The sequence below is a fragment of the Streptomyces sp. JLSY215 genome, from assembly GCF_059682825.1.
On record NZ_CM185022.1, the window covers coordinates 7740006 to 7761302 of the forward strand.

The 21297-nt window shown below is 71.3% G+C and carries 18 protein-coding genes; 6 read left to right on the forward strand and 12 right to left on the reverse strand.

Annotation, left to right across the window (positions count from 1 at the left end):
• Nucleotides 1-3 precede the first annotated feature (3 nt).
• Both ctaD and AC5677_RS34225 read right to left on the reverse strand, forming a co-directional pair.
• Nucleotides 4-1641: an aa3-type cytochrome oxidase subunit I gene (ctaD, locus tag AC5677_RS34220; RefSeq protein ID WP_497191763.1), complete on the reverse strand. Its 1638-nt coding sequence runs from the start codon at nt 1639-1641 to the stop codon at nt 4-6.
• A 271-nt stretch (nt 1642-1912) separates the two neighbouring features.
• Nucleotides 1913-2323, reverse strand: a complete 411-nt coding sequence (locus AC5677_RS34225) for a DUF2795 domain-containing protein (RefSeq protein ID WP_497196861.1) — start codon at nt 2321-2323, stop codon at nt 1913-1915.
• 711 nt (nt 2324-3034) lie between these two features.
• Between AC5677_RS34225 and AC5677_RS34230 the strand changes: the two genes are divergently transcribed.
• The 3 genes from AC5677_RS34230 to AC5677_RS34240 all read left to right on the forward strand — a co-directional run bounded on the left by AC5677_RS34230 (nt 3035) and on the right by AC5677_RS34240 (nt 6013).
• Nucleotides 3035-4114, forward strand: coding sequence for a sugar ABC transporter substrate-binding protein (locus AC5677_RS34230; protein ID WP_497191764.1), 1080 nt, complete (start codon nt 3035-3037; stop codon nt 4112-4114).
• A gap of 94 nt (nt 4115-4208) precedes the next feature.
• Complete coding sequence (locus AC5677_RS34235; RefSeq protein WP_497191765.1) at nt 4209-4994, forward strand: SDR family oxidoreductase; 786 nt, start codon at nt 4209-4211, stop codon at nt 4992-4994.
• A gap of 116 nt (nt 4995-5110) precedes the next feature.
• Complete coding sequence (locus AC5677_RS34240) at nt 5111-6013, forward strand: DMT family transporter (protein WP_497196862.1); 903 nt, start codon at nt 5111-5113, stop codon at nt 6011-6013.
• Between the two features lie 112 nt (nt 6014-6125).
• Here the strand turns inward: AC5677_RS34240 and AC5677_RS34245 are convergent, their stop codons facing one another.
• The 3 genes from AC5677_RS34245 to AC5677_RS34255 all read right to left on the reverse strand — a co-directional run bounded on the left by AC5677_RS34245 (nt 6126) and on the right by AC5677_RS34255 (nt 9485).
• Entirely contained in the window at nt 6126-7925 is a 1800-nt protein-coding gene (locus tag AC5677_RS34245; RefSeq protein ID WP_497191766.1) for a M4 family metallopeptidase, read from the reverse strand.
• Nucleotides 7926-8254: 329 nt separating this feature from the next.
• Nucleotides 8255-8971, reverse strand: coding sequence for an HAD family hydrolase (locus AC5677_RS34250; RefSeq protein WP_497191767.1), 717 nt, complete (start codon nt 8969-8971; stop codon nt 8255-8257).
• A gap of 31 nt (nt 8972-9002) precedes the next feature.
• Entirely contained in the window at nt 9003-9485 is a 483-nt protein-coding gene (locus AC5677_RS34255) for an Lrp/AsnC family transcriptional regulator (protein WP_497191768.1), read from the reverse strand.
• A 204-nt stretch (nt 9486-9689) separates the two neighbouring features.
• Between AC5677_RS34255 and AC5677_RS34260 the strand changes: the two genes are divergently transcribed.
• Together AC5677_RS34260 and AC5677_RS34265 are read left to right on the forward strand one after the other, a co-directional pair.
• Nucleotides 9690-11000, forward strand: a complete 1311-nt coding sequence (locus AC5677_RS34260) for a DUF5685 family protein (protein ID WP_497191769.1) — start codon at nt 9690-9692, stop codon at nt 10998-11000.
• A 486-nt stretch (nt 11001-11486) separates the two neighbouring features.
• Entirely contained in the window at nt 11487-12989 is a 1503-nt protein-coding gene (locus tag AC5677_RS34265) for an FUSC family protein (RefSeq protein WP_497191770.1), read from the forward strand.
• 129 nt (nt 12990-13118) lie between these two features.
• Here the strand turns inward: AC5677_RS34265 and AC5677_RS34270 are convergent, their stop codons facing one another.
• Together AC5677_RS34270 and AC5677_RS34275 are read right to left on the reverse strand one after the other, a co-directional pair.
• On the reverse strand, nt 13119-13781 hold the full coding sequence (locus AC5677_RS34270) for a GDSL-type esterase/lipase family protein (RefSeq protein WP_497191771.1): 663 nt from the start codon (nt 13779-13781) through the stop codon (nt 13119-13121).
• A 74-nt stretch (nt 13782-13855) separates the two neighbouring features.
• Nucleotides 13856-15373: an FAD-dependent monooxygenase gene (locus tag AC5677_RS34275; protein WP_497191772.1), complete on the reverse strand. Its 1518-nt coding sequence runs from the start codon at nt 15371-15373 to the stop codon at nt 13856-13858.
• Nucleotides 15374-15780: 407 nt separating this feature from the next.
• On the opposite strand from AC5677_RS34275, the gene AC5677_RS34280 reads away from it, so the two are divergent.
• Nucleotides 15781-16932: a lactonase family protein gene (locus AC5677_RS34280; RefSeq protein WP_497191773.1), complete on the forward strand. Its 1152-nt coding sequence runs from the start codon at nt 15781-15783 to the stop codon at nt 16930-16932.
• Here AC5677_RS34280 and AC5677_RS34285 read toward each other — a convergent pair.
• The 5 genes from AC5677_RS34285 to AC5677_RS34305 all read right to left on the reverse strand — a co-directional run bounded on the left by AC5677_RS34285 (nt 16886) and on the right by AC5677_RS34305 (nt 21217).
• Complete coding sequence (locus AC5677_RS34285) at nt 16886-17227, reverse strand: nuclear transport factor 2 family protein (protein WP_497191774.1); 342 nt, start codon at nt 17225-17227, stop codon at nt 16886-16888. The two genes, AC5677_RS34280 and AC5677_RS34285, sit on opposite strands and share 47 nt — an antisense overlap.
• Before the next feature lie 299 nt (nt 17228-17526).
• A complete protein-coding gene (locus AC5677_RS34290) occupies nt 17527-18471 on the reverse strand; it encodes a sirohydrochlorin chelatase (RefSeq protein ID WP_497191775.1) in 945 nt (314 codons plus the stop codon).
• Nucleotides 18472-18569: 98 nt separating this feature from the next.
• Nucleotides 18570-19580, reverse strand: a complete 1011-nt coding sequence (locus tag AC5677_RS34295; RefSeq protein WP_497191776.1) for an N-acetylglucosamine kinase — start codon at nt 19578-19580, stop codon at nt 18570-18572.
• Entirely contained in the window at nt 19573-20517 is a 945-nt protein-coding gene (locus AC5677_RS34300) for an LURP-one-related family protein (protein ID WP_497191777.1), read from the reverse strand. The genes AC5677_RS34295 and AC5677_RS34300 overlap by 8 nt, the downstream gene beginning before the upstream one ends.
• Before the next feature lie 22 nt (nt 20518-20539).
• Entirely contained in the window at nt 20540-21217 is a 678-nt protein-coding gene (locus AC5677_RS34305) for a uracil-DNA glycosylase (protein WP_497191778.1), read from the reverse strand.
• Nucleotides 21218-21297 lie beyond the last annotated feature (80 nt).

A 21297-nucleotide genomic window follows, 5' to 3' on the forward strand; every position in this document is an offset into this window, starting at 1 on the left:
GGCTCACTCGCTCAGGGTGTCGGGGGTGGACGTACCGCCCGCACCCGGGCCGCCGGTCAGGGCCGGCCCGGCGGCTCCCAGCCCCACCTCGGGGTGGTGCAGGTCGAATGCCGGGGAGTCGGAGCGCACCCGCGGCAGGGTGTGAAAGTTATGGCGCGGCGGTGGGCAGGAGGTCGCCCATTCGAGAGACCGGCCGAATCCCCATGGATCGTCCATTTCCACCTTGGGAGCATATTTGCGGGTGCGCCAGACATTGAACAGAAACGGCAGTGTCGAGGCGCCCAGGAGGAACGAACTGGCCGAGGAGATGGTGTTCAACGTGGTGAAGCCGTCGGCGGTCAGGTAGTTCGCGTAGCGGCGGGGCATGCCCATCTCGCCCAGCCAGTGCTGCACCAGGAAGGTGCCCTGGAACCCGATGAACAGGGTCCAGAAATGGATCTTCCCCAGTCTCTCGTCGAGCATCTTTCCGGTCCATTTGGGCCACCAGAAATAGAACCCGCCGAACATCGCGAACGCCACGGTGCCGAACAGTACGTAATGCAGATGCGCCACGATGAAATAGCTGTCGGTGACGTGGAAATCCAGCGGGGGAGAGGCGATGAGCACCCCGCTCAGCCCGCCCAGCAAGAACGACACCAGAAACCCGATACTCCACAGCATGGGCGTCTCGAACGAGATGCTGCCGCCCCACATGGTTCCGATCCAGTTGAAGAACTTCACGCCGGTCGGCACCGCGATGAGAAAAGACATCACGGAGAAGAACGGCAACAGCACGGCCCCGGTCGCGAACATGTGATGGGCCCAGACCGAAGCGGAGAGCATCGTGATGGCGATGGTCGCGCCGACCATGCCGACGTATCCGAAGACGGGCTTGCGGCTGAATACCGGAATGATTTCGGTGATGACGCCGAAGAACGGAAGCGCCACGATATAGACCTCGGGATGACCGAAGAACCAGAACAGGTGCTGCCACAGCAGTGCACCCCCGTATGCGGCGTCGAAGACATGCGCGCCGAACTTGCGGTCCGCTTCCAGCACGAGCAGCGCGGCGGTCAGCACGGGAAACGCCAGCAGAGCGAGAACGGAGGTGAAGAGCACATTCCAGGTGAAGATCGGCAGCCGGAACATCGTCATGCCGGGAGCGCGCAGGCACACGATGGTGGCGATGAAGTTCACCGCACCCAAAATCGTGCTGAGCCCGGCGACCACCAGGCCCATGGTCCACAGATCCGCGCCCTTGCCGGGGGAGAACACCGGCCCGTTCAGGGGTGCATAGGCGAACCAGCCGAACGAAGCCGCCCCGCCGGGGACCAGGAACCCGGAAACCACCATGGTGCCGCCGAGCAGAAAAACCCAGTAGGTAAACGCATTCAGCCGCGGAAAAGCCACGTCCGGTGAGCCGATCTGGAGTGGCATCACGGCATTGGCGAAGCCGGCGAACATCGGCGTCGCGAACAGCAGCATCATGATGGTGCCGTGGACGGTGAAAAGCTGATTGTACTGTTCGTTCGATACGATCTGGAGACCCGGGCGCATCAGCTCCGCCCGCATCAGCATGGCCAGCGTCCCGCCCAGCAGAAAGAATGCGAACGCGGTCACCATGTACATGTTGCCGATGACCTTGTGGTCGGTGGTGGTCATCCAGCGCAAAAGCACCCGGCCGGGAATCGTTCGGTTTTTGCGCTCCGCCCCGCTGGGGGAGTCCCGTGGAAGAGCCTGCCGCAAGTCCCGCTGAATCCGTGCCATCGGCGCTCCCGTCCGTCAACAGAGAGGGCAGGTGATAATCGTACTCAAATGCCCTTCGAGGTGCTTACCTCATACCATGCCGACGTGCGGAAAGCTCATTCTTGGCGGCATTCAGCGGACGTTCGGTAACTCGTTCAGGAAATGGCCGTGGCGCATGGTTCCGCGATCAGTCGCGGAGATCTTCCGTGCCGAGCCCCAGGGACTCCGCGATACTCTGCACATTTCCGTACCGCTCCCCTTCGGGAAGCTTCTTGGCCAGGTCGATCAACCGGTCCGGTGCGTTGTCGCGTACGAGCTTCTCGACTATGGCGAGCCGATCGGCCGGATACATGCTCCGGCCGAGGTGCTGCGCGAGTTCGGAGCGCACGGCGACGTCCTCCTGCGACATTCCGTGCGGTGTGCCGCCCCGGAACGCGGTGTCGGGTGCCTGGGCCGCTTCGGGCTGGTCCTCCCCGGACGGCTGGAGTGCTCGCTCCTCCATCGTGCGCAGGGAACGGTCCCTGGTCAGCTCTGCGCGCAGCTCCTTCTTCATCACGTCGTCCCGGGCGGGGCCCGTCTTGTCCGTACCGTGTTGCATGGCCACTTGGCGCCTCCAGAGTTGCGGAACGAACCCCCGTCCGTCGCGGTTCTCCTTGAGCTGCGCTGCCGTCGTGAGTCTCCGGCAGCGTCAGGGCACCGCTCACCACCGGACGTGCCGAGCCGACAATGCTTCCTCATCCATCGCACGCCCAGAAGGCGGAGATCGCATCTTGGTGCGAAAGCGCCCAGGTGGGGGTGGGGGCGTGATGGGTGGCATTGCCGGTCGGCTCCGGCACCTCGGCGGCGTCGTTCACCTCGTCGATCCCCGGCTGGTGCTTCCCCTCGTCCGCAACCGGGTCAAGCGAGCCGACCTCACCGTCACGGAGATGCCTTTGGCGGTTCCAACTCGCCCCCCTCTTCGACGAGTTGACCAAGGCACCCGCAGCCTCACCGAGCGGCGGCCCGCCTGCCGGGGCCTCGTGCCGTCATCGCTCGGGGGCGTACACGTCGCCATCGATACGGAGCAATAGGTCATACCGCGATATCTGCCCAAGGGGGATGAATTGGGCGGCTCCGTGGAGGAGATGCGCGAAATACGGCACACTGACGGGACGGTGTAAGGGTGATCGCGCCGCACGCCTTCGGATTGTCAACGCATGGCTCGCTTTCGCATCGGTCCTGCTTCGATTCTTGACGATGCGGGTGGCGGTGACGTTCACTTTCAGCCGTTCCGGGCCGGTCAGGGCGGCCCCTTGCGGAGGTACCTGAAATGAATGCAGCACTGCGTCGTATAATCACCGGCGCAATGACAATCTCGCTCGCCGTGCCATTGGCGGCCTGCAGCAGCGGGGACGACACAGGTACCCACGAGGAGTCCATAGGGCTGCTCCTTCCGGAGAACAAAGCGGCCCGCTACGAGGCATTCGACCGCCGCATCATCTCGAGCCGGATATCCACGCTCTGCCTCGAATGCAAAGTGGACTACCGCAACGCCGGCGCTCAAGTGGCCGTTCAGAAGGAGCAGTTCGAGGCCCTGGTGAAGAAGGGCGTCAAGGTCATCATTCTGGACCCGGTCGACGCCCAGGCCGCCAAGAGCTGGGTGGATGCGGCGGCCAAGAAGGGCGTCAAGGTCATCGCGTACGACCGGCTCGCCGAGGGCAATGTCGCGGCCTATGTCTCCTACGACAACGAGAAGATCGGCCAGCTGCAGGGCAAGGCACTTCTCGCCGCCCTCGGATCCCAGGCGGCGAGTGCCGATGTCGTCATGCTGAACGGCTCCCCGACCGATCCGAATGCCCCGTACTTCAAGAAGGGCGCCCACGCAGTTCTCGACGGCAAGGTCCATAAGATCGTCTACGAGAAGGACATTCCCGAGTGGTCGGCGGCGGAAGCCGGGAAAAAGCTGAGCGAGGTCATCAGGGACCGCGGTCCGGCGGGTTTCGACGCCGTCTACTCGGCCAATGACGGGATGGCCGGCGGAGCCGCCGAAGCGCTGAAGTCGGCCGGTATCAAGAATGTGCCGCTCGGCGGTCAGGACGCCGAACTCCCCGCTCTGCAGCGCCTGGTGAGCGGTACGCAGTCGTTCACTATTTACAAGCAGGTCAGGCCGGAGGCCGAAACCGCCGCGGAGATCGCCTTCCGCCTGCTGCGGGGCAAGAGCATCAAGTCCTTCACCTCGACGACGGCCGACAGCAAGAGCAAGTCCGGCATCCCGGCCAAGCTCTTCAACGCGCAGGTCGTCACCCGGAAGAACATGGAGGACACCGTGATCCGCGACGGTGCCGTCCCCACCGACTGGATCTGCACGAAGGACCTCGCCGCCGCGTGCAAGTCGCTCGGGCTGAACTGACCCGGACGGGCGGCCGCGGCCGCCGGGCCGCGCAGGTGGCCCACGGAGCGGCATTCAGGGCGTACGGGCCGATCGCCAGAGGTATACGTACGCCATGGATGCCAAGGAGTCGAACCACACCCCGGCCGATGGCGCGGACAAGCCCCTGGCGGGCGGCGTCGCCCTGGTCACCGGCGCCTCCAGCGGGATCGGTGAGGCGGCGGCGCTGTCGCTCGCCCGGCTGGGGTGTTCCCTGGTGCTGGTCGCGCGCCGTACGGACCGGCTGACGGAGCTGGCCCATGCGATCGGCACACAGGGCGCCGCGGCCCTGCCGCTGACCGCCGACCTGAGTGCCCCCGCGCAGGCGCGCCGGGTGGTCGAGGACGCGGTCGGTCACTTCGGCCGGCTGGACGTGGTGGTGAACAACGCGGGGTACGGAGCGCGGGCCGCGGTGGAGGAGAGCGACCTCGACGACTGGGAACGCATGGTCGATCTCAATCTCCGGGCCGTACTGCATCTGTCGCACGCCGCGCTGCCGCATCTGCTGCGCGCGGCGGAGGAAGGCGCGCGCGGCGTCGCCGACCTGGTGACCGTCAGCTCGGTCGCGGGACGGCTGGCCCGTAAGAACAACAGCGTCTATTCGGCCACCAAGCACGCGGTGTGCTCGTTCAGCGAGTCCCTGCGCCAGGAGGTGACCGGGCGCGGCGTACGGGTCGGGCTGGTCGAGCCGGGGATGACGACGACGGAGATGACGATCGGCGGCGAGTCGGCGTTCGGGATGCCGCAGCGGAGCTGGCTGCGGGCGGAGGACGTCGCCCGCTCCATCAGCTTCATGATCACGCAGCCGCCGCATGTGGCGATCAACGAAATCATGGTGCGGCCGACCGCCCAGGAGCACTGACCGACGGCCGGGTGCGCCGGCGCCCCGACCGCCCCCGCACGCCCGCCAGGCGCCCCGTCCGCCCTCCGGTTAGCGTCGGAACGGGGACCGGCGGCAAGGAGGTGGTGGCGGGCGTCATGTGGCCGGCCGTCCTGTTCGCGCTGCTCGCGGCGGCCAGCAATGCGCTGGCCACGGTGTTGCAGCGGCGCGCGGCCCGTACGGTGCCGCTGGCGCCGGGGCTGCGGCTGGGCCTGCTGGTGGATCTGCTGCACCGCGCGGTGTGGCTCTGCGGGATGCTCGCGGTCATCGCCGCCGCCAGTTTCCAGGCGCTCGCGCTGTCCATGGGGGCGCTGTCGGTGGTGCAGCCGCTCTTCGTCCTGGAACTGCCGCTCGCCCTGCTCATCGGGCGCGTACTCCTCGGCGGGCGGGTCTCGCGCCGCGGTTGGCGGGGGGTCGGGCTCCTGGTGGTCGGGCTGGGCTCGGCGCTCGCCGCGGCCGCGCCGACCGCCGGCACCACCCATGCGCCGCTCGACCGCTGGATCGGCGCGCTGGTGGCCTGCGGCGCGGTGATCGTGGTGGCCGTCGGCGTGGCGCTGCGCCGGCCGGCGGGTGCGGTACGGGCCGCCGCCTTCGGCGCGTCGACCGCCGTCGCCTACGCGCTGACCGCAGCCCTGATGAAGGACGCGACGCACGCCTGGCAGCAGGGCGGCCCCGGCGAGTTCTTCCTGGCCTGGCAGACCTATGGCTTCGCGGCCGTCGGCGTGCTGGCCCTGTTCCTCATGGAGAACGCCATGCAGTCCGGCCCGCTGACCGCCTCCCAGCCCGTCCTCACCCTCGGGGACGCGCTGGTCAGCCTGTCCTTGGGCGTCACCCTCTTCGACGAGCGGGTGCGGACCGGCTGGTGGCTGGCCCCGGAGGCGCTGGGCGTCGGGCTGGTGCTGTGGGGCGCCGTGCTGCTCTCCCGCGTCGCGCTGATCCAGGACGTGGTGAGCGGGCCGGGCGCCGGGGCCGCGCCCGATGTCAGCGATGCGCGCCGGTGACCGCCGGTGCTTCACGGACGGGGGTGATCCCGGCCCGGCGACGGGTTCCGCGGTGCTGCCGCGGCCACCGGTGCCCCCGCCGAGGACGGGGGCACCGGTGGCCGGATCGTGATCAGTGCTGGGCGGCAGGCGTGTTGGCGGCCGTGACGTTCACGGCGGCCCACGACTTGTTCACCGTCTTGTACTCGGTGCTGTTGGCCCCGTAGAGGTCCTTCGCGGCCTTGAGGGTCGCGGTCCGGGCACCGTGGAAGTCGGTGGTGGAGACCATGTACCGGGTCAGCGCCCGGTAGTAGATCGCCGTCGCCTTGGTCCGGCCGATGCCGGTCACGGTGGAGCCGTCGAAGGTGGGGGAGTCGTAGGAGACGCCGCCGATCACCTTCTTGCCGCTGCCCTCGGCCAGGAGGTAGTAGGCGTGGGAGGAGACGCCCGAACCGGCGTGCACCTCGGCGTCGTAGGAGTCCTTCGACCAGTAGTCGACGGTGCCCTCGAGCTTGTCCAGGGACGGCTTGTCCAGCCGGCGCAGGAACTTCTGCTCAAGGCCGAGCTTCTCGCCCATCAGGTAATTGGGCGGGTTCTTCGGGTTGTTGGCGGCGAACTCGACCGAGCTGCCGAAGATGTCCGCCAGCGACTCGTTGAGGGCGCCCGGCTCGCCGAACTGGTTCCCCTCCTCGTCGACGCGGGTGGGCTGGAGGGCGGCGGTCGCGTCCACGACGCCGTGGGTGAGCTCGTGACCGGTGACGTCCAGGACGACCAGCGGCTTGGTGAAGGTCTTCCCGTCACCGTCGCCGTAGAGCATGCAGCCGCAGTCGGAGGACCAGAAGGCATTGCCGACGTTCTTGCCGAAGTGCACCAGGGCGTGGGCGCCGCGGCCGTCGTTCTTGATGCCGTTGCGCCCGAAGGTCTTCTTGTAGAAGTCCAGGGTGCTCGTTATGCCGTACTGGGCGTCGACGGCGGCGCTGGCCCGGTTGCCGGTCGTGCCGTTGCCCCAGCGGTTGGTGGTGCTGGTGAACGCCTTGCCGTCGGCGAACTTCTCCAGTTCCTTGCCGCCCGCGTCGCGGGTCTCGGTCTTGCCGCGGGTGGGATCCTTCAGCGTGAAGGCGTTCTTCGCGGTCTGCGTGGTGGAGAGCGGCACCTTGCCGACGAAGAGGGACGAGCCGGTACCGGTCGCCGCGCCGGGGTAGGCCTTGGCGGCCTTTCCGGTGGTGGCCGGGGCGGCGGCGCCGGTCAGTCCGGTCGTGGGGCTGAGCTTCTCGCCCCGCTTGCGCAGCTTCTTCTGGACGGCGGGCGACAGGAAGGAGTCGTTGGCCGGGATGTTGCTGAGCACGGCTCCCGAGGCGGCGTCGACGACGACGGTACGGACGCCATCGGCCTCGTCGGCGCGGCTGTCGCTCACCTCCACCTGGTACGCCAGCGCGGCAGTACGGTCCGCGCGGGCGTCCACGACCAGTTGGGCGGTACCGGCCCGGCCCTGCGCCGCGGCGGCGGCCTTCGTCTCGGCCTGGCCGGCCGACAGCTTCGGGCTGGTGGATGCCACCGCGACCTGCTGCCGGGCCGCCCGGGTCACGCCCTGATAGGCCGACTTGGCGTCCAGGTGGACGACGAGGTCACCGCCGAGCACCGGCAGGCCGCGGTGGGTGCGCTGGAAGCGGACGTGCTGCTTGCCGTCCGGGTCGACCAGCAGGTCCGTGGCCTGGAGCTGGTCCTTCTTGCCGACGCCGGTGGCGGCGGCGTGGGCGTACGCGGCGGCGCGGGCCGCGTCCACGATGGCCGCATGGGAGGGGGCGGAGGCGGGAGCTGAGCCCTTGGTGACCGAGGGGGTCGCGGCGGCGGTGCCCGCCACGCCTGCCGTGACGGTCGCGGCCGCCGTCACGGCGACGGCGATCGCCAGGCTGCGTATGTGGGGTCTACGCACTATATGGGTCCTTTGTGCACAGGGGGGCGGTCGGCTCACCAACCGCCCCTACGCGCGGCGCTGTTGCGCGCCGCGGGGGCCGGAAGACCCCGCGCACACCCTGCGTGTTCTGGCATGGGCATGTAAAGCCAGAAGTTCGCTTTTCGACCGGGTTAAATCGAAATTTGACAATTGATCAGCCTTCGGTAGCCGCGAGGTGACCAACTGTGTTCCCGGTGCTGGTGGGGGAGACCGCAGCGGAGGCCCGGGGGTTGCTCCGCCGCCCTTGAGACGTATGTCTCACCGCCAGGCGCCTGTCTCACCGCCAGGCGCCCCCGCCGCCCGGTCCGCTATGACCGCGGGAGCCGCCCGAACCAGTCGTACGCGGCCCGCGCCGTGAACTCCCGCTGCCCGCCCCGGAACAGCAGCCCGGCGTGCGCGAACGCCGGGTCGTCGGCGGTGTCCGTCACGTAGGGGATCGCCATGCAGCGCATCCCCGCCCGGTGCGCCGCCACCACGCCGGGCGGCGCGTCCTCGACCACCACACACGTGCCGGGCGCCACGCCCATCCGGCGCGCGGCCTCCAGGAACACATCGGGCTCCGGCTTGCCGCGCGCCACCTCCTCCGCCGACACCATCGTGGTCAGCGGCGCGGCCAGCCCCGTACCGGCGAGCACCGCCTCGATCGCGGCCCGCGACGACCCCGAGGCCACCGCCATCGGATGCCCGGCCGCATGCAGCCGCGCAACGAACTCCCGCATCTCCGGGAACACCTCGGTGTGCCTGCGCGCCAGCTCCAGATAGAGCCGGTTCTTGGCCGCCAACAGCTCCTCGACCGGGGCGTCGAGGGCGTACTCCCGGCTGAGGATCTCCAGGGTCTCGCGCGTCCCGATACCGATGAAACGGGTGTGGTGCGCCCAGTCGAAGTCCGTCACCCCATGGCCGGCCAGCAACCGCCGTCCCGCCTCGTAGTAGTTCGGTTCGCTGTCGACCAGCGTGCCGTCGAGGTCGAAGATCACCGGAGTGAGCGGGGCGGGAGCGGGCTGGTGGCCGGGGGAGTCGCTCATGCCCGCCACCCTGCCGAGTCCGCCGCGCCGCTCACCGTGACGTCGCGGCGCCGCCGCCCACCGACTCGACCAGCGGCAGCATCCGGTGCGGCACCCGCTCCCGCAGCGCCATCTCCGTACGGGTGCGGACCACGCCGGGGATGCTGATCAGCCGCTGGATCACATCCTCCAGATGCGCCGCGTCCCGGGCCACCACCCGGGTCAGCAGATCCCCGCCGCCGGTCGTCGAGAACGCCTCGATGATCTGCGGCACCTGCGCCAGCGCGCCGGCCACCTCCTCCAGATGCCCCTGTGTCACCTCGATGTGCACAAAGGCCAGTACGGGGTGCCCGAGCGCCGCGGGCGACAACCGGGGGCCGTACGCGGTGATCACCCCGTCCCGCTCCATCCGGTCCAGCCGCGCCTGAACGGTCCCGCGGGCCACCGCGAGCACCCGCGCGTACTCCCGCACGCTGGTGCGCGGCTGCTCCAGCAGCAGCCGGAGGATCTTGGCGTCCAGGGCGTCGACGGGCATGGTCGGACGGGATCCTCACGGTCACGGGGTGGTGTCCTCTGGACTGTACCAATGGCGCCGTCGCCCGCGATCTGATGACATGTCAGCATCGCGGGATCCGATGCGAGGGGTGTGTGCAGGTCAGCCGGTGCGACCGGTAGATTTTCGTCCCGCTGCCGATCTGTCTCGGTTCATGCCGACGTTGTCCCACGGGGGGTTTTCGCATTGTTCGGAATTGTCAGGCCCTGTTCCCATCGCCTGTCCGAAGGGCTCAAGGCGGAGTGGATGGCGCATCTGTGCGGCCTCTGCCTCGCGCTGCGGGCCGATCACGGGCAGTTCGCCCGGGTCGTCACGAACTATGACGGGCTGATCGTGTCCGTACTGACGGACGCTCAGACCGGCACGGCGGACGCCGCGCGCCGTACCGCGGGGCCCTGCCCGCTGCGGGGCATGCGCACCGCTTCGGTGGCGAAGGGTGCGGGCGCGCGACTGGCGGCCTCGGTCTCCCTCGTCCTGGCCTCGGCGAAGATACGCGACCATGTCGCCGACCGGAACGGACTGCTGCGCCGCCGCCCGGTGGCCGCCGCGGCGCGGAAGGTCGCCGCGGGCTGGGACCGGGCCGGGGCGCGCACCGGTGCCACGCTCGGTTTTGACACCGCGCTCCTCGTCGACGCGGTCGACCGCCAGGTGGGCATCGAGGAGCTGGCCGGGCCCGGCACCCCGCTGACGGTCATCACCGAACCGACCGAGACCGCCACCGCCGCGGCGTTCGCGCACACCGCCGTGCTCGCGGGCCGGCCGGGCAACGCCGCGCCGCTGGCCGAGGCCGGCCGGCTCTTCGGGCGGCTGGCGCACCTCCTCGACGCCGTGGAGGACCGCGCGGCCGACGCCGCCGAAGGCGCCTGGAACCCGCTCACCGCCACCGGCGCCACCACCGCGCAGGCCCGCCGCCTGTGCGACGACGCCGTGCACGGCATCCGCCTCGCGCTGCGCGATGTGGAGTTCGCCGACTCCGCCCTGGTGCATGTGCTGCTGGTGCACGAACTGCGGCGCTCGGTGGACCGCGCCTTCGGGACGTCCACCTGCGCCCACCAGGGGCACGGGGCGACCGGCCAGGGGCAGCCGCCGCAGTACGGGCAGGCACCGGCCGGTGGCCCGTACGTCCAGGGGCAGCAGCTGAACGGCCCGCAGGCCCCGTACATCGGGGGCCCGGTGCCGCCGGCCGGACCCGGTGGCGGCCACGAAGGGGGGCACGGCGGCGGGCACGGAGGCCATGGCGGCGGCTCCGGCGACGCGGAGGGCGGGCTGCCGCGGATCCCGCACCAGCCGAAGAAGCCCCGCGGCTTCTTCGCCGGATGCGCGGCCTTCACCGGCCTGTTCTGCACCTGCCAGATCTGCTGCGCCAACCACTACGAGGGGCCCTGGTCGCGCAAGAAGCGCGAGGGGTGCTGCCAGGACTGCGACTGCTGTGACTGCGATTGCAGCGGCTGCGACTGCTGCTGCGACGGCTGTGACTGCTGCGGCTGCGACTGCTAGGACCTGTCGCCGGTCCGCTGAGCCAGGGCCGGAAAGGCCCTGGTGACCTCGTGCGGAGCGCCAACGGTGCCCGCCCGCATCCTGCGAGTGGGCACCAGGCGCAACGAGGCGCATGAGGGGGAATCGCCGGGAGTTGTGGACCGGTTGGTTTCCGCCGCAGGGCGGAACGGATCTCGTCGGGGACGCGGCCGGCCCGGTGGAGAAGGTCGCCGCACGTGTCACCGGGACGTGCTGACCACGGCCTCCTCCGCGTCGGCGGCGACGTGAAGACGAGTGTGGCGAGTGGGCCAATGGCCCGTCGGCGGTAGCCGCGAACCGCCATGCGCCGGGCCATTGGTCCAGTGATTTCGGGTGCGGTTGAGCCATCGGCCGACCGGGTGCTGAAATGTGGGTGTCGATGGCGCTGCGGATCCCCGCGGCGCCTTTCTCATGTCGCGGTGCACCTGTGTGCGGAAGGGGCGGGGCATCTTGCTGAAGGGGGCGTTCATGGCGTCGGATCCGGGGCGTATGCGTCTGCGGTTCGCGACTCGGGCCGTGATCGGGATCGGGCTCGCAGTGACGTTGTGCGGGGTGGCCGGGCATTCGCTCGTCGCCGCGATCACCGGTGGTCTGGCTGCCCTGCTCGCCCTTTTCACGGTCACTGATCCGACCGTGCGCGGCCAGGCCGTGACGACCGTATTGCTGCCGGTCGTCGGCCTTCCGGTGCTTGCGCTCGCGGCCCTGCTGCACGATCTGCCCCTCGCGCGTGACCTGGCGTTCCTGGCCGTCGTCGGGGCGGGGGTGTACGCGCGGCGGTGGGGACCGCGCGGGCACTCGCTGGGCGTGTTCGCGTTCATGACCTATTTCGCGGCGCAGTTCCTGCACACCGTTCCCGAGCAGCTCCCGGAGCTGTACGCCGCCGTGCTGCTTTCGCTCGTGGCGTCGTCGGTGGTGCGGTTCGGTGTCTGGTGTTACGAGCGGCGGTTGCCGGCGCCCGACGCGGTCGCCGCGCCGGCCGGTGGGACGGGCCTCGCGCGGATCACGACGCGGCAGGCCGTGCAGGCGACCGTGGGAGCCGCCTTCGCCCTTGCGGCCGGGCAGGTGCTGTCCGACCAGCGGTGGTACTGGGCCGTGGGCGCCACCTGGTGGGTGTTCGTGAACACCACCTCGCGGGGCGAGACGCTCGTCCGTGGGTTCCGGCGGTTCCTGGGAACGGTGCTCGGGGTGGTGCTGGGCTTCGCCGTCGCCGTGCCGTTGCACGATGAGCCGGTCGCGGCGGCCGTGATCGTCGCCCTCAGCATCTTCGGGATCTTCTACACCGCGGCCGTTTCGTACACCTGGATGATGCTCGCCGTGACGGTGATGGCGAGCATGCTGTACGGGCTGCTGGGCGTGCTCGACCCGGCGCTGCTCGCCCTCCGGGTGGGCGAAACGGCTGTCGGTGCCCTGGGCGCCGTTCTCGCGGTGCTCTTCGTGCTGCCCGTGACGACGCACTCCGTCACCGATGAGGGGGTGGAGCGGGCCGTGCGGTGTGTGCATGCGTGCACCGCGGAGGCCGCCGCCCGGCTCGCGGGGCACGGCGATGCCGATCCGGCGCCGCGGGTCGCCGAGCTGGAGGCGATCATCGCTCGTGTGCGGTTCTCGCTCGTCCCGCTCGTGCATCCGCTCAGTCCCCTGAGGGCGCGCAAGGGACGGGCCCGACAGGTGATTGCGCTGCTCGACGACTGTGCGCGCGAGGTGCGGGGCCTCGCGTCCGTCGCGGCCGACCCGGAGGCCTCGCACGATGCCCGGCTCGTCGCGGCCTGCTGGCGGGTGGAGGCCGCTGTCGACGCGCTCACCGACGCCCCGCTGGAGGGGCGCCGCAGCCAGGCCGAGGCCGAGGCCGTGGGGCACACCGGCGTAGGCGGACCCGAGCTGGCCCACCTGGCCCATCTGCACGCCCTGGAGCAGACCCTGCTTGCGCTCGCGGTGCCTCTCGGCCGGGCCGACCGGATCCCGATGGGCGCCTGAGCTTCCCGGGCTCGGAGCGCGGTTCGATTCCCGTCGCCCGCTCCCCCCGGTTCCCGCGGCCCACCCGGGGCGGCCCGGCCGCTGCAGCTCTCCGCGATCGCCGGTGTCGCCGGTGATCGCGAGGCCCGGTCACGCGACCAGACGCAGCCAGGCCGCCGCGAGTGCCGCGTGACCGGCCGGCGTCGGGTGTACGCCGTCCGCGGCCCAGTACTCCGGTCCGGTCGTCGCGGCGAGCTCGGCGAACATGCCGTCGGCGGCGAGCAGCTGCGCGCCGTACCTGTGGGCGAGCCTGCGCACCGCCTGGATCTTCGGGTCCAGGTCGGTGCGCCATGCCTTTCGCTCCTCCTCTCCGATGACCGCGACACCGGCGTCGACGACGCCGTGAACCGGCAGGAGGAACGGCTCGATGAGGATCAGCTGCGTGCCCGCCTCGGCGAGCGGCGCGAGCAGGCGGTCATAGCCCGCCTCGAACTCCGCCACGGGGATCACGTACCCCTCCGGGTCCAGCGTGTGCCAGCCCATGTCGTTGACCCCGACGAGGATCGACACCACGTCCGGGCGCGCATCGAGCACATCCGTCTGCCACCGGGGTTCGAGGTCCCTCACCTTGTGGCCCGCGATCGCGGAGTTCAGCCAGGTAACGGGCCGGTCCGGGTGCCGGAGTCCCCACTCGCCCGCGACGCGCAGCGGGTAGCCGAACCCGAGGCCGTCCTCGCTCTCCAGCCGTTGGCAGTCGGTGATCGAATCGCCGGTGAACATCACGGTGCTTCCCGGTCGGACAGTGATCGTCATATGGACTCCTTGAACTCGGGTGAGAAGAGGAAAACGGGAACGGGGTGGCCACTGAGGAGAACGAGGGAGCGGCGTCAGATTTCCGGACCGCCGAACCACCGGCCGGCGGCCCGCTCGAACGCTTCACGATCAGGGGCGCGATCACCTGCCCAGGCGACCACGCCGTCGGGCCGGACGAGCACGGCACCCAGCCCGAGGTCGTTTCTCGCCGGACCGGCCACATACCGCATCCGGCTCTCCCAGCCCCTCGCTGCACCGCGCAGGCATCGGCCGGTGTTGAAATCGAGCGCGACGCCCCGTCCGTCCCGCATCAGGTCGCCGAGGCGAGTGCCGTCCTCGAGGTGGAGGTCCGGGGCGCTGCGGCCGACCAGTGGATGCTCGCTGCCGAGGTCGTAACGGATCGACGATCCCGATATCCGCTCGAACGCGTAGGTCGTTCCGTCACGGGTCCCGAGCAGGTCGCGCAGCACTCCCTGGACCGCCCGGCCGTGCGGGTCCGGCCGCATGACCGCCACCTGGGCGCGCGACCAGTCGAGCACTCCTGCGCCGATCGGATGGCGCTCGCGGGTGTAGGTGTCGAGCAGCCCGTCCGGCGCGTACCCGTGCACGGTCGCCGCGAGCTTCCACCCCAGGTTCATGGCGTCGCCGATGCCGGTGTTGAGGCCCTGCCCGCCAAGGGGCGAGTGGATGTGGGCGGCGTCGCCCGCGAGCAGGACGCGTCCCCGCCGGTAGGTCGTCGTCTGCATCGCCCGATCGGTGAAGCTCGAGGCGAGGTGCACGTCGCTCAGCGTCACGTCGGTGCCGGATACCCGGCGCAGCACCGCCTGGAGATGGTCGCGGGTCGGCTGCTGCGAGCGGACGAACGCGCCGCCGTCGAAGTCCATCATGCCGATGTGCCCTTCCGCGGGCTGGAGGTACATGCCCGTGGGCGTCAGGTTGAATCCGGAGCGCAGCTTCTCGGGATCGGCGACGGTGGCGTGCATGGTGTAGCCGGTGAACTGCGGCTCGGTGCCGACGAATGAGAAGCCCGCGAGCCTCCGGACCGCGCTGCGTCCGCCGTCGCAGCCGACGACCCAGCGCGCCGCGTACTCCCGCTCGCCGGCTCGCGCGACCGCGCTCTCCTCGTTCCGGGCGAGGGCGGAGACCGGCACGCCGTACCTGATGTCCACGCCGAGCCGGGACGCCCGCTCGGACAGCAGCGTCTCGACCACGTCGAGGTAGGTCGGCATGCCCTCCGTCGCCGGGCCGGGGAGCCGGTACGGCAGGGCGGCGACGTCGACTTGGGCCGGATCGAGCACCATGCCGGCGAAATGGCCCACGCTACGAGGGGGCGGCGGCTCGTGCGCGTCGAGGTCCGCGCCGGGACCGTCGTGGACACCCGATGCCGTCAGCAGCCGGTGCAGCATCCCGCGGCGGTGGAAGGCCTCGACCGACGCGGCGGACAGGCCCCGCATTCCTAGCGGCTTCGCCTTGAACGGGGAGCGGCCCTCCGGCTCCCGCTCCAGCATCAGGACAGAGCAGCCCGCGAGGCCGAGCTCGCAGGCGAGGAACAGACCGACCGGGCCGGCGCCCACGATCACTACGTCATGCACGAGAGATTCCCTTCCCCAACTCCCGGCCGGATGGGCACCCGGCAGGACCTCTCGAAAGCTGCCAGACCCCGCCGACATCGGACCGACAGTCCCCGACATGCCGCCGACACCACGGCTACGCCGCCCGATCACCCCAGGTCAACGCGCCGATCAGCCAGCAGGAGGCGTGACAGGTCTCCACCCCGGGGGCCGTCGTGTACGTCCGGGATCGCGCGCCCACCGCCCTCGGGCCCGGCCCGTCCGCGGCTCCGGCGCGCGCCCCGTTCGCGGCCTTCTGAGGACGCGCCGGGGCACACCCGCACGGGCGGATTCCGGCCATCCGCACCCATGCCGCGCCCCGGCTGTTAGCGTCGCCCGGGAACCTCTCACGGGCGGCGCGCGGCGGCAGGCGGACGAAGGGCAGACCCATGGGGACGACGGACAACAACCTGCGGGCATACATCGGTTCGTTCACGTCCGCGGGCGGTCTCGGCATCACCACCGCGGACGTCGACCCGGGGACCGGCGCGCTCGGCCTGCAACGCTCCACCGCCGCCGTACCCAACCCCTCCTACCTGGCCCCCAGCCCCGACGGGCGGTACCTCTACGCGGTCAGCGAGCTCCCCGAAGGAGCCGCGGCGGCGTTCGCCCTCACCCCGGAGGGGCCCGCGCCGATCGGACCCACGGTCCCGGTGGGCGGCGCCGATCCCACCCACCTCACCCTGGCCGCCGGCCACCTGATCACCGCCAACTACAGCTCCGGCAGCGTCAGTTCGCTCCCCATACGGCCCGACGGCGCCCTCGGCGACCGCGCCGCGGTCCTCGCCCACCAGGGCAGCGGCCCCCGGAGCGACCGTCAGGAAGGCCCGCACGCCCATGCCGTGCTGCCCGACCCCAGCGGCCGCTGGCTGCTCAGCGTCGACCTCGGCACGGACTCGGTCCGGGTGTGCGCCCTCAACGGCACCGACGGGGCGCTGACCGTGCGGGACGAGGTGGCCCTGCGCCCCGGCAGCGGACCGCGCCATCTCGCCTTTCACCCACGCGGTGACCGCGCCTACGTCATCAACGAACTCGACCCGACGGTCACCCTCTGCCGCTGGGACGCCGACCGGGGAACCCTCACGCCACTGGGCGAGACCCGCCTGCTCCCGGACGGCTCCGACGCGCGCTCCGCCGCCCAGGACCAGTCAACGGACGGAGGCGGCACGCACCTCGGCGAAACCTTCCCCTCCGCGCTGGTCATCGCCGAGGACGGCCGGTTCGCCTGGGCCGCCAACCGCGGTCACGACAGCATCTCCGTACTGGCCCTCGACGCATCCGGGGACACCGCGACGCTCCGCACGACCGTCCCGTGCGGCGGGCACTGGCCCCGTGACCTGGCACTGCACCCGAACGGGCGGCATCTCTACGCCGCCAACGAACGCTCCGGCGACGTCACGTGGTTCACCCTCGACCCGGACACCGGCATCCCCGCCAGGTCCGGATCCGTCGATGCGCCGGCGGCGTCCTGCGTGGTCTTCGCCCGGCCCGCGTTCAGCGCTGCGGGAAGCGCCCGCCGAAGTACACCTGCGTCTCGGTGACCCTGCCCGCGCGCACGGTCATCACCTCGACGTTCCGATGGCGTTCGCCGGTCGTGAGCTCGTACTCGTACCGGACGAAGACCTGGTCGTCGCCGGCCGGCACGGCCTCGAGGATCTCCTGCGAGCGCAGCCGGTGCGCCGTCGGGAAGCAGCGGTCGAAGAACGCGGCCTTGTCGATGTGGTCGTCCAGGGGACTGGTGAAGACGAAGTCCTCGGCGAGCAACCGGTCCATGGCCGCGCGGTCCTGGGCGAGATAGCTCGCGAAACAGGCGCGGACGACATCGGCGTTCGACATGGCGCCTTCCTTTCCTGGTCTTTTCACGGTGGCCTCGCGCGGATGTCCAAGGCCGGGACGTGGCACGTCATCCGTTCCGCACCCTCCGCACCCTCCGCACCGTAGCCGTCGGCGCGCCAGGAAGGGCCCTGACGGGGCCGCTCGCGGCCGCGCGCCGGCCCGGCCACCCCATGCGCGCCCGGAGTTTCCGCAGGCCATCTGAGGGGCGCCTGCGCCGCCCGCCCGCACCCGGACGTGCGAAGGGCCGCCCCGCGCAGTGCGCGAGGCGGCCCTCGAAGGTCTGCCCTGGGGGCCGGGTCCTAACGGACCGGTGCGCCCTGCTGCAGGGTGATCCCCACCGTCGCGGCGTAGTTCGACAGCACCAGCCGGCCCACCGCGCCGTACGCGCCGAGCGCCTCCGCCGCCGCGCACTCCGCCTCCGCCGCGGCCGCCCCCAGCAGGCCGTCGGCGAGCTCGGGGCCGATCAGGTACGGGGCCAGCGCCAGCTGCTGCGAACCGGAGGCGCGCAGCTGCTCCGCCGTACGGGCGATGGCGCCCGCCTCGTCCAGCCCGGCCGCCAGCACCGGCACGGCCAGCCGCGCGGAGAGCAGCATGCCGGTGATCCCGGCGGCCTGCACGGCCTCCTCGCCGCCCACGGTGGCCAGGATGATGCCGTCCGCCGCGGTGGCGACGGTGAACAGGCGGGCCCGGTCGGCGCGCGCCAGGCCGGCCTCGGAGAGCCGGACGTGCAGCGCCTCGGCGAGCAGCGGGTGCGGGCCGAGGGCATCGGTCAGGTCGGCGCCGGAGCCGCTCTTCATGATGGCTTCGCGTATCCGGCGCAGCAGCGAACTGTCCGGACCCGCCAGCAGCGGCACGACCACCGCGGCGGGCTGGTCGGTCGGCCCGTCGTGGCCGATCCGCTCCTTCTGCTCGGCGCCGGCCTGGGCCAGGACGGCCTCCAGCGCCGGGAACTCGTCGTCGCCGCCGTCGACATAGCCGATCCGGGCGTCGAGGCCGGGCAGCTCCGAGCGGGCGATGCTGGAGACCTCTTCCGCCAGGCTGCGGGAGGCGGGGGTGGGGGTGCCGGGCACCGCCAGCACCAGGGCGGGTGCGCCCTCGGGTGCGGCGAGCGGCTCCGGCTTGCGGTGGCGGCCGGATTGCCGTGCGCGCGGCATTCGTACGGGCAGGCCGGGTGCGGCCCCCGGGCTCGGGGATTCGGCGTCAAAATAGGGCGAGCCAGGTGCGGGCCCAGTGGGGGAACTCATGGCGCCGCATGCTAACGCCTCGGACCCCTCCCGCGCGGAGGGAGGGTTCGACGTCGAGGTATCCGTCCCGATTTATCCCGCGCGTTGAGGTGGCGCGGTCACCCCATAGGGCGTGTGATCTGCAACAACTTCGGGTCGACGGGGAGTTTCAGGCGGCCTTCGGGCAGCGCCGCGGCGATGGTCAGAGCGCCGTCCAGGGGGCTGCCCGCGGCCGTCTCGTGGCGGGCGTACGGCAGCCGTTCGGCGAGCGCCGTACGCACCGGGGCCAGCAGCGGCTCGCCCATCCGGAACAGGCCGCCGGTCAGCGCCACCACGGGGTGGCCACCGGGCGGGCAGACCGCGGCCGCGGCATCGGCGATATGGCGCCCGGCGTCCTCCAGGATGCCGGCGGCCACCGGGTCGGCGTCGGCGGCGCAGCGGGCCACCTCCGGCGCGAACGAGGCCAGTACGGCGGGGCGGTCCGGGCGAGGGTAGAGCGCACCGGGCAGCCCCGTGACCGGTCCGAACTGCGCCTGCGCGCACGCCAGGAGGGCGTGCGAGCCGCCCGGCCGGCCGTCGTACGCGCGCATCGCCGCCTCCAGTCCGGCGCGGCCGATCCAGGCGCCGCCGCCGCAGTCGCCCAGCAGATGGCCCCAGCCGTCGGCGCGGCGCCAGCCGCCCGCCGCCGTCAGGTCCGTCCCCATGGCGATCATGCCGGTGCCCGCCGCGACCACGGCACCCGGCCGCTGGCCCAGCGCCCCGGCGTACGCGGTGACCGCGTCGGCCGCCAGCGCCAGGTGGTGCACCCCGAACGCCTCGGCCAGCGCGGCGGGCAGACGGGCGCGCAGATCGTCTCCCAGCGTGGCCATCCCGGCGGCGCCGATACAGATCGCGGCGATGCCGTCCGCGCCCGCGTCGTCCAGCAACTCCCGGGCGGCGGGCACCAGTTGGGAGAGTAAATGGGCCGCGTCGATACCGGCGGCGCCGGTGCGGACCGGCTCCTGCGAGGCGCGGGTGGCGAGCGGGCGGGGCGGGCGGCCGTCGTCGGCGCGGGCGAGGGCGATCCGCAGCCCCGAGCCGCCCGAGTCGGCCCCCAGGACGAACGGACCGCGCCGGGCCGGGTCAGCCAAGGCCGCGGGCGTCCTGCTTGAGTGCGGTGTCGACGGTCAGTGCCGTGGCGACGACCAGGCTCAGCAGGGGGTCGGGGAGTTGCCGGTGGATCTGCAGCACGTAGTTGTCCGCGGTGGTGAACAGCGTCTTGGCCAGCCCCTCCCAGGTCTTGGTGATCCGGGCGACCTCGGTGTCGGTGTGGTCCACGATGGCGAAGTTCCAGGCGCGCCAGTTCTCCGCCTTGATGGCGCCGATCTGCCGGCCGTCGGCCATGATCGAGAAGTTGATCTTCCCGATGGCGTTCTGCTGCACGATCTCACCGACCGGCTGCCCGTCCGGCCGCTGCACCAGCACCTTGGACTTGATGATCTTCGCGGGCCGGGTCAGCACCAGCTGCGGCTGCCCGTACGCGTCGCGGATCTCCAGCTTGTGGGTCATGTACTGATCCAGGCTGGAGACGACCCGCAGCACCTTCTTGGCCGTGCTCTGGCCGACCTGGACGACCGTGCCCAGGGCGTTGCCGTGCTGGTCGCAGACGCCGTACTCGTTGGTGACCTCGATCAGCTTGGCCTTCTGGCTGACCACCAGGACCGGTTCCGTGAACAGGCTGCCGCCGCCGGCCTGCGGTCCGCCCTGATACGGGGGCCGGTCCGGCTGCTGGGGTGCGTACTGCTGCGGCGCGTGCTGCTGGGGCATCGGCTGCCCGGCGGCCTGCTGAGGGGCCTGCTGGGGGGCGGTCTGCTGCGGGGTGTGCGTGGCCTGCTGGGGGGCCTGCTTCTGGAGAGTCTGCGGCGCCGGATGCGACGCCTGGGTCCGGGCCTGGGTGGGGGCCGGTGCCTGCGGCTGTTGTCCCGGATGGGTGTGTCCGGTCCACTGGGAGCCGTCCCACCAGCGCAGCTGCTGGGGGGTGCCCTGCGGGTCGGTGTACCAACCCGCAGGGATGTTCGCGTTCGTCATGCGGGCACGATATCGCCCGGCATCACGGCAGCCTCCAGTCCACCGGCTGCGCCCCCTGCCGCACGAGAAGATCATTCACCCGGCTGAAGGGCCGGGAGCCGAAGAAGCCGCGGTCGGCGGACATGGGGGAGGGGTGCGCCGATTCGACGGCCGGCAGATCGCCGAGCAGCGGCCGCAGATTGCGCGCGTCGCGGCCCCACAGGACCGACACCAGCGGGGCGCCGCGCGACACCAGCGCGCGGATCGCCTGCTCGGTGATGGCCTCCCAGCCCTTGCCGCGGTGCGCGGCGGGCTTGCGCGGCGCCGTCGTCAGGGCCCTGTTCAGCAGCAGCACGCCCTGCTCGGTCCAGGGGGTGAGGTCGCCGTTGGACGGCCGGGCCAGCCCGAGGTCGGAGTGCAGCTCGCGGAAGATGTTCTCCAGACTGCCCGGCAGCGGGCGCACATCCGGCGCCACCGAGAAGCTCAGCCCGACCGCATGCCCCGGAGTGGGGTAGGGGTCCTGGCCGACGATGAGCACCCGCACCTCGTCGAAGGGTTGCTGGAAGGCGCGCAGCACATTGCTGCCGGCCGGGAGATACGTCCGTCCCGCGGCGATCTCGGCCCGCAGGAAGTCGCCCATCGCGGCGATCTGTCCGGCGACGGGCTCAAGTGCCTTGGCCCAGCCCGGTTCAACGATGTCATGAAGAGGTCGTGCAGCCACGAGATCACCCTACTGGCCGAACACCGCTCGCCCTCAATCCATGGCCAATCCCTGCCCGGTCGCCTGCCGGTCCCCGGCCG

Bases quoted from the DNA above. Each gene is read 5' to 3' on its own strand.
- ctaD (WP_497191763.1), bottom strand. From the start codon at position 1,641: ATGACCACCACCGACCACAAGGTCATCGGCAACATGTACATGGTGACC.
- AC5677_RS34225 (WP_497196861.1), bottom strand. From the start codon at position 2,323: ATGCAACACGGTACGGACAAGACGGGCCCCGCCCGGGACGACGTGATG.
- AC5677_RS34230 (WP_497191764.1), top strand. From the start codon at position 3,035: ATGAATGCAGCACTGCGTCGTATAATCACCGGCGCAATGACAATCTCG.
- AC5677_RS34235 (WP_497191765.1), top strand. From the start codon at position 4,209: ATGGATGCCAAGGAGTCGAACCACACCCCGGCCGATGGCGCGGACAAG.
- AC5677_RS34240 (WP_497196862.1), top strand. From the start codon at position 5,111: ATGTGGCCGGCCGTCCTGTTCGCGCTGCTCGCGGCGGCCAGCAATGCG.
- AC5677_RS34250 (WP_497191767.1), bottom strand. From the start codon at position 8,971: ATGAGCGACTCCCCCGGCCACCAGCCCGCTCCCGCCCCGCTCACTCCG.
- AC5677_RS34255 (WP_497191768.1), bottom strand. From the start codon at position 9,485: ATGCCCGTCGACGCCCTGGACGCCAAGATCCTCCGGCTGCTGCTGGAG.
- AC5677_RS34265 (WP_497191770.1), top strand. From the start codon at position 11,487: ATGGCGTCGGATCCGGGGCGTATGCGTCTGCGGTTCGCGACTCGGGCC.
- AC5677_RS34270 (WP_497191771.1), bottom strand. From the start codon at position 13,781: ATGACGATCACTGTCCGACCGGGAAGCACCGTGATGTTCACCGGCGAT.
- AC5677_RS34280 (WP_497191773.1), top strand. From the start codon at position 15,781: ATGGGGACGACGGACAACAACCTGCGGGCATACATCGGTTCGTTCACG.
- AC5677_RS34285 (WP_497191774.1), bottom strand. From the start codon at position 17,227: ATGTCGAACGCCGATGTCGTCCGCGCCTGTTTCGCGAGCTATCTCGCC.
- AC5677_RS34290 (WP_497191775.1), bottom strand. From the start codon at position 18,471: ATGAGTTCCCCCACTGGGCCCGCACCTGGCTCGCCCTATTTTGACGCC.
- AC5677_RS34300 (WP_497191777.1), bottom strand. From the start codon at position 20,517: ATGACGAACGCGAACATCCCTGCGGGTTGGTACACCGACCCGCAGGGC.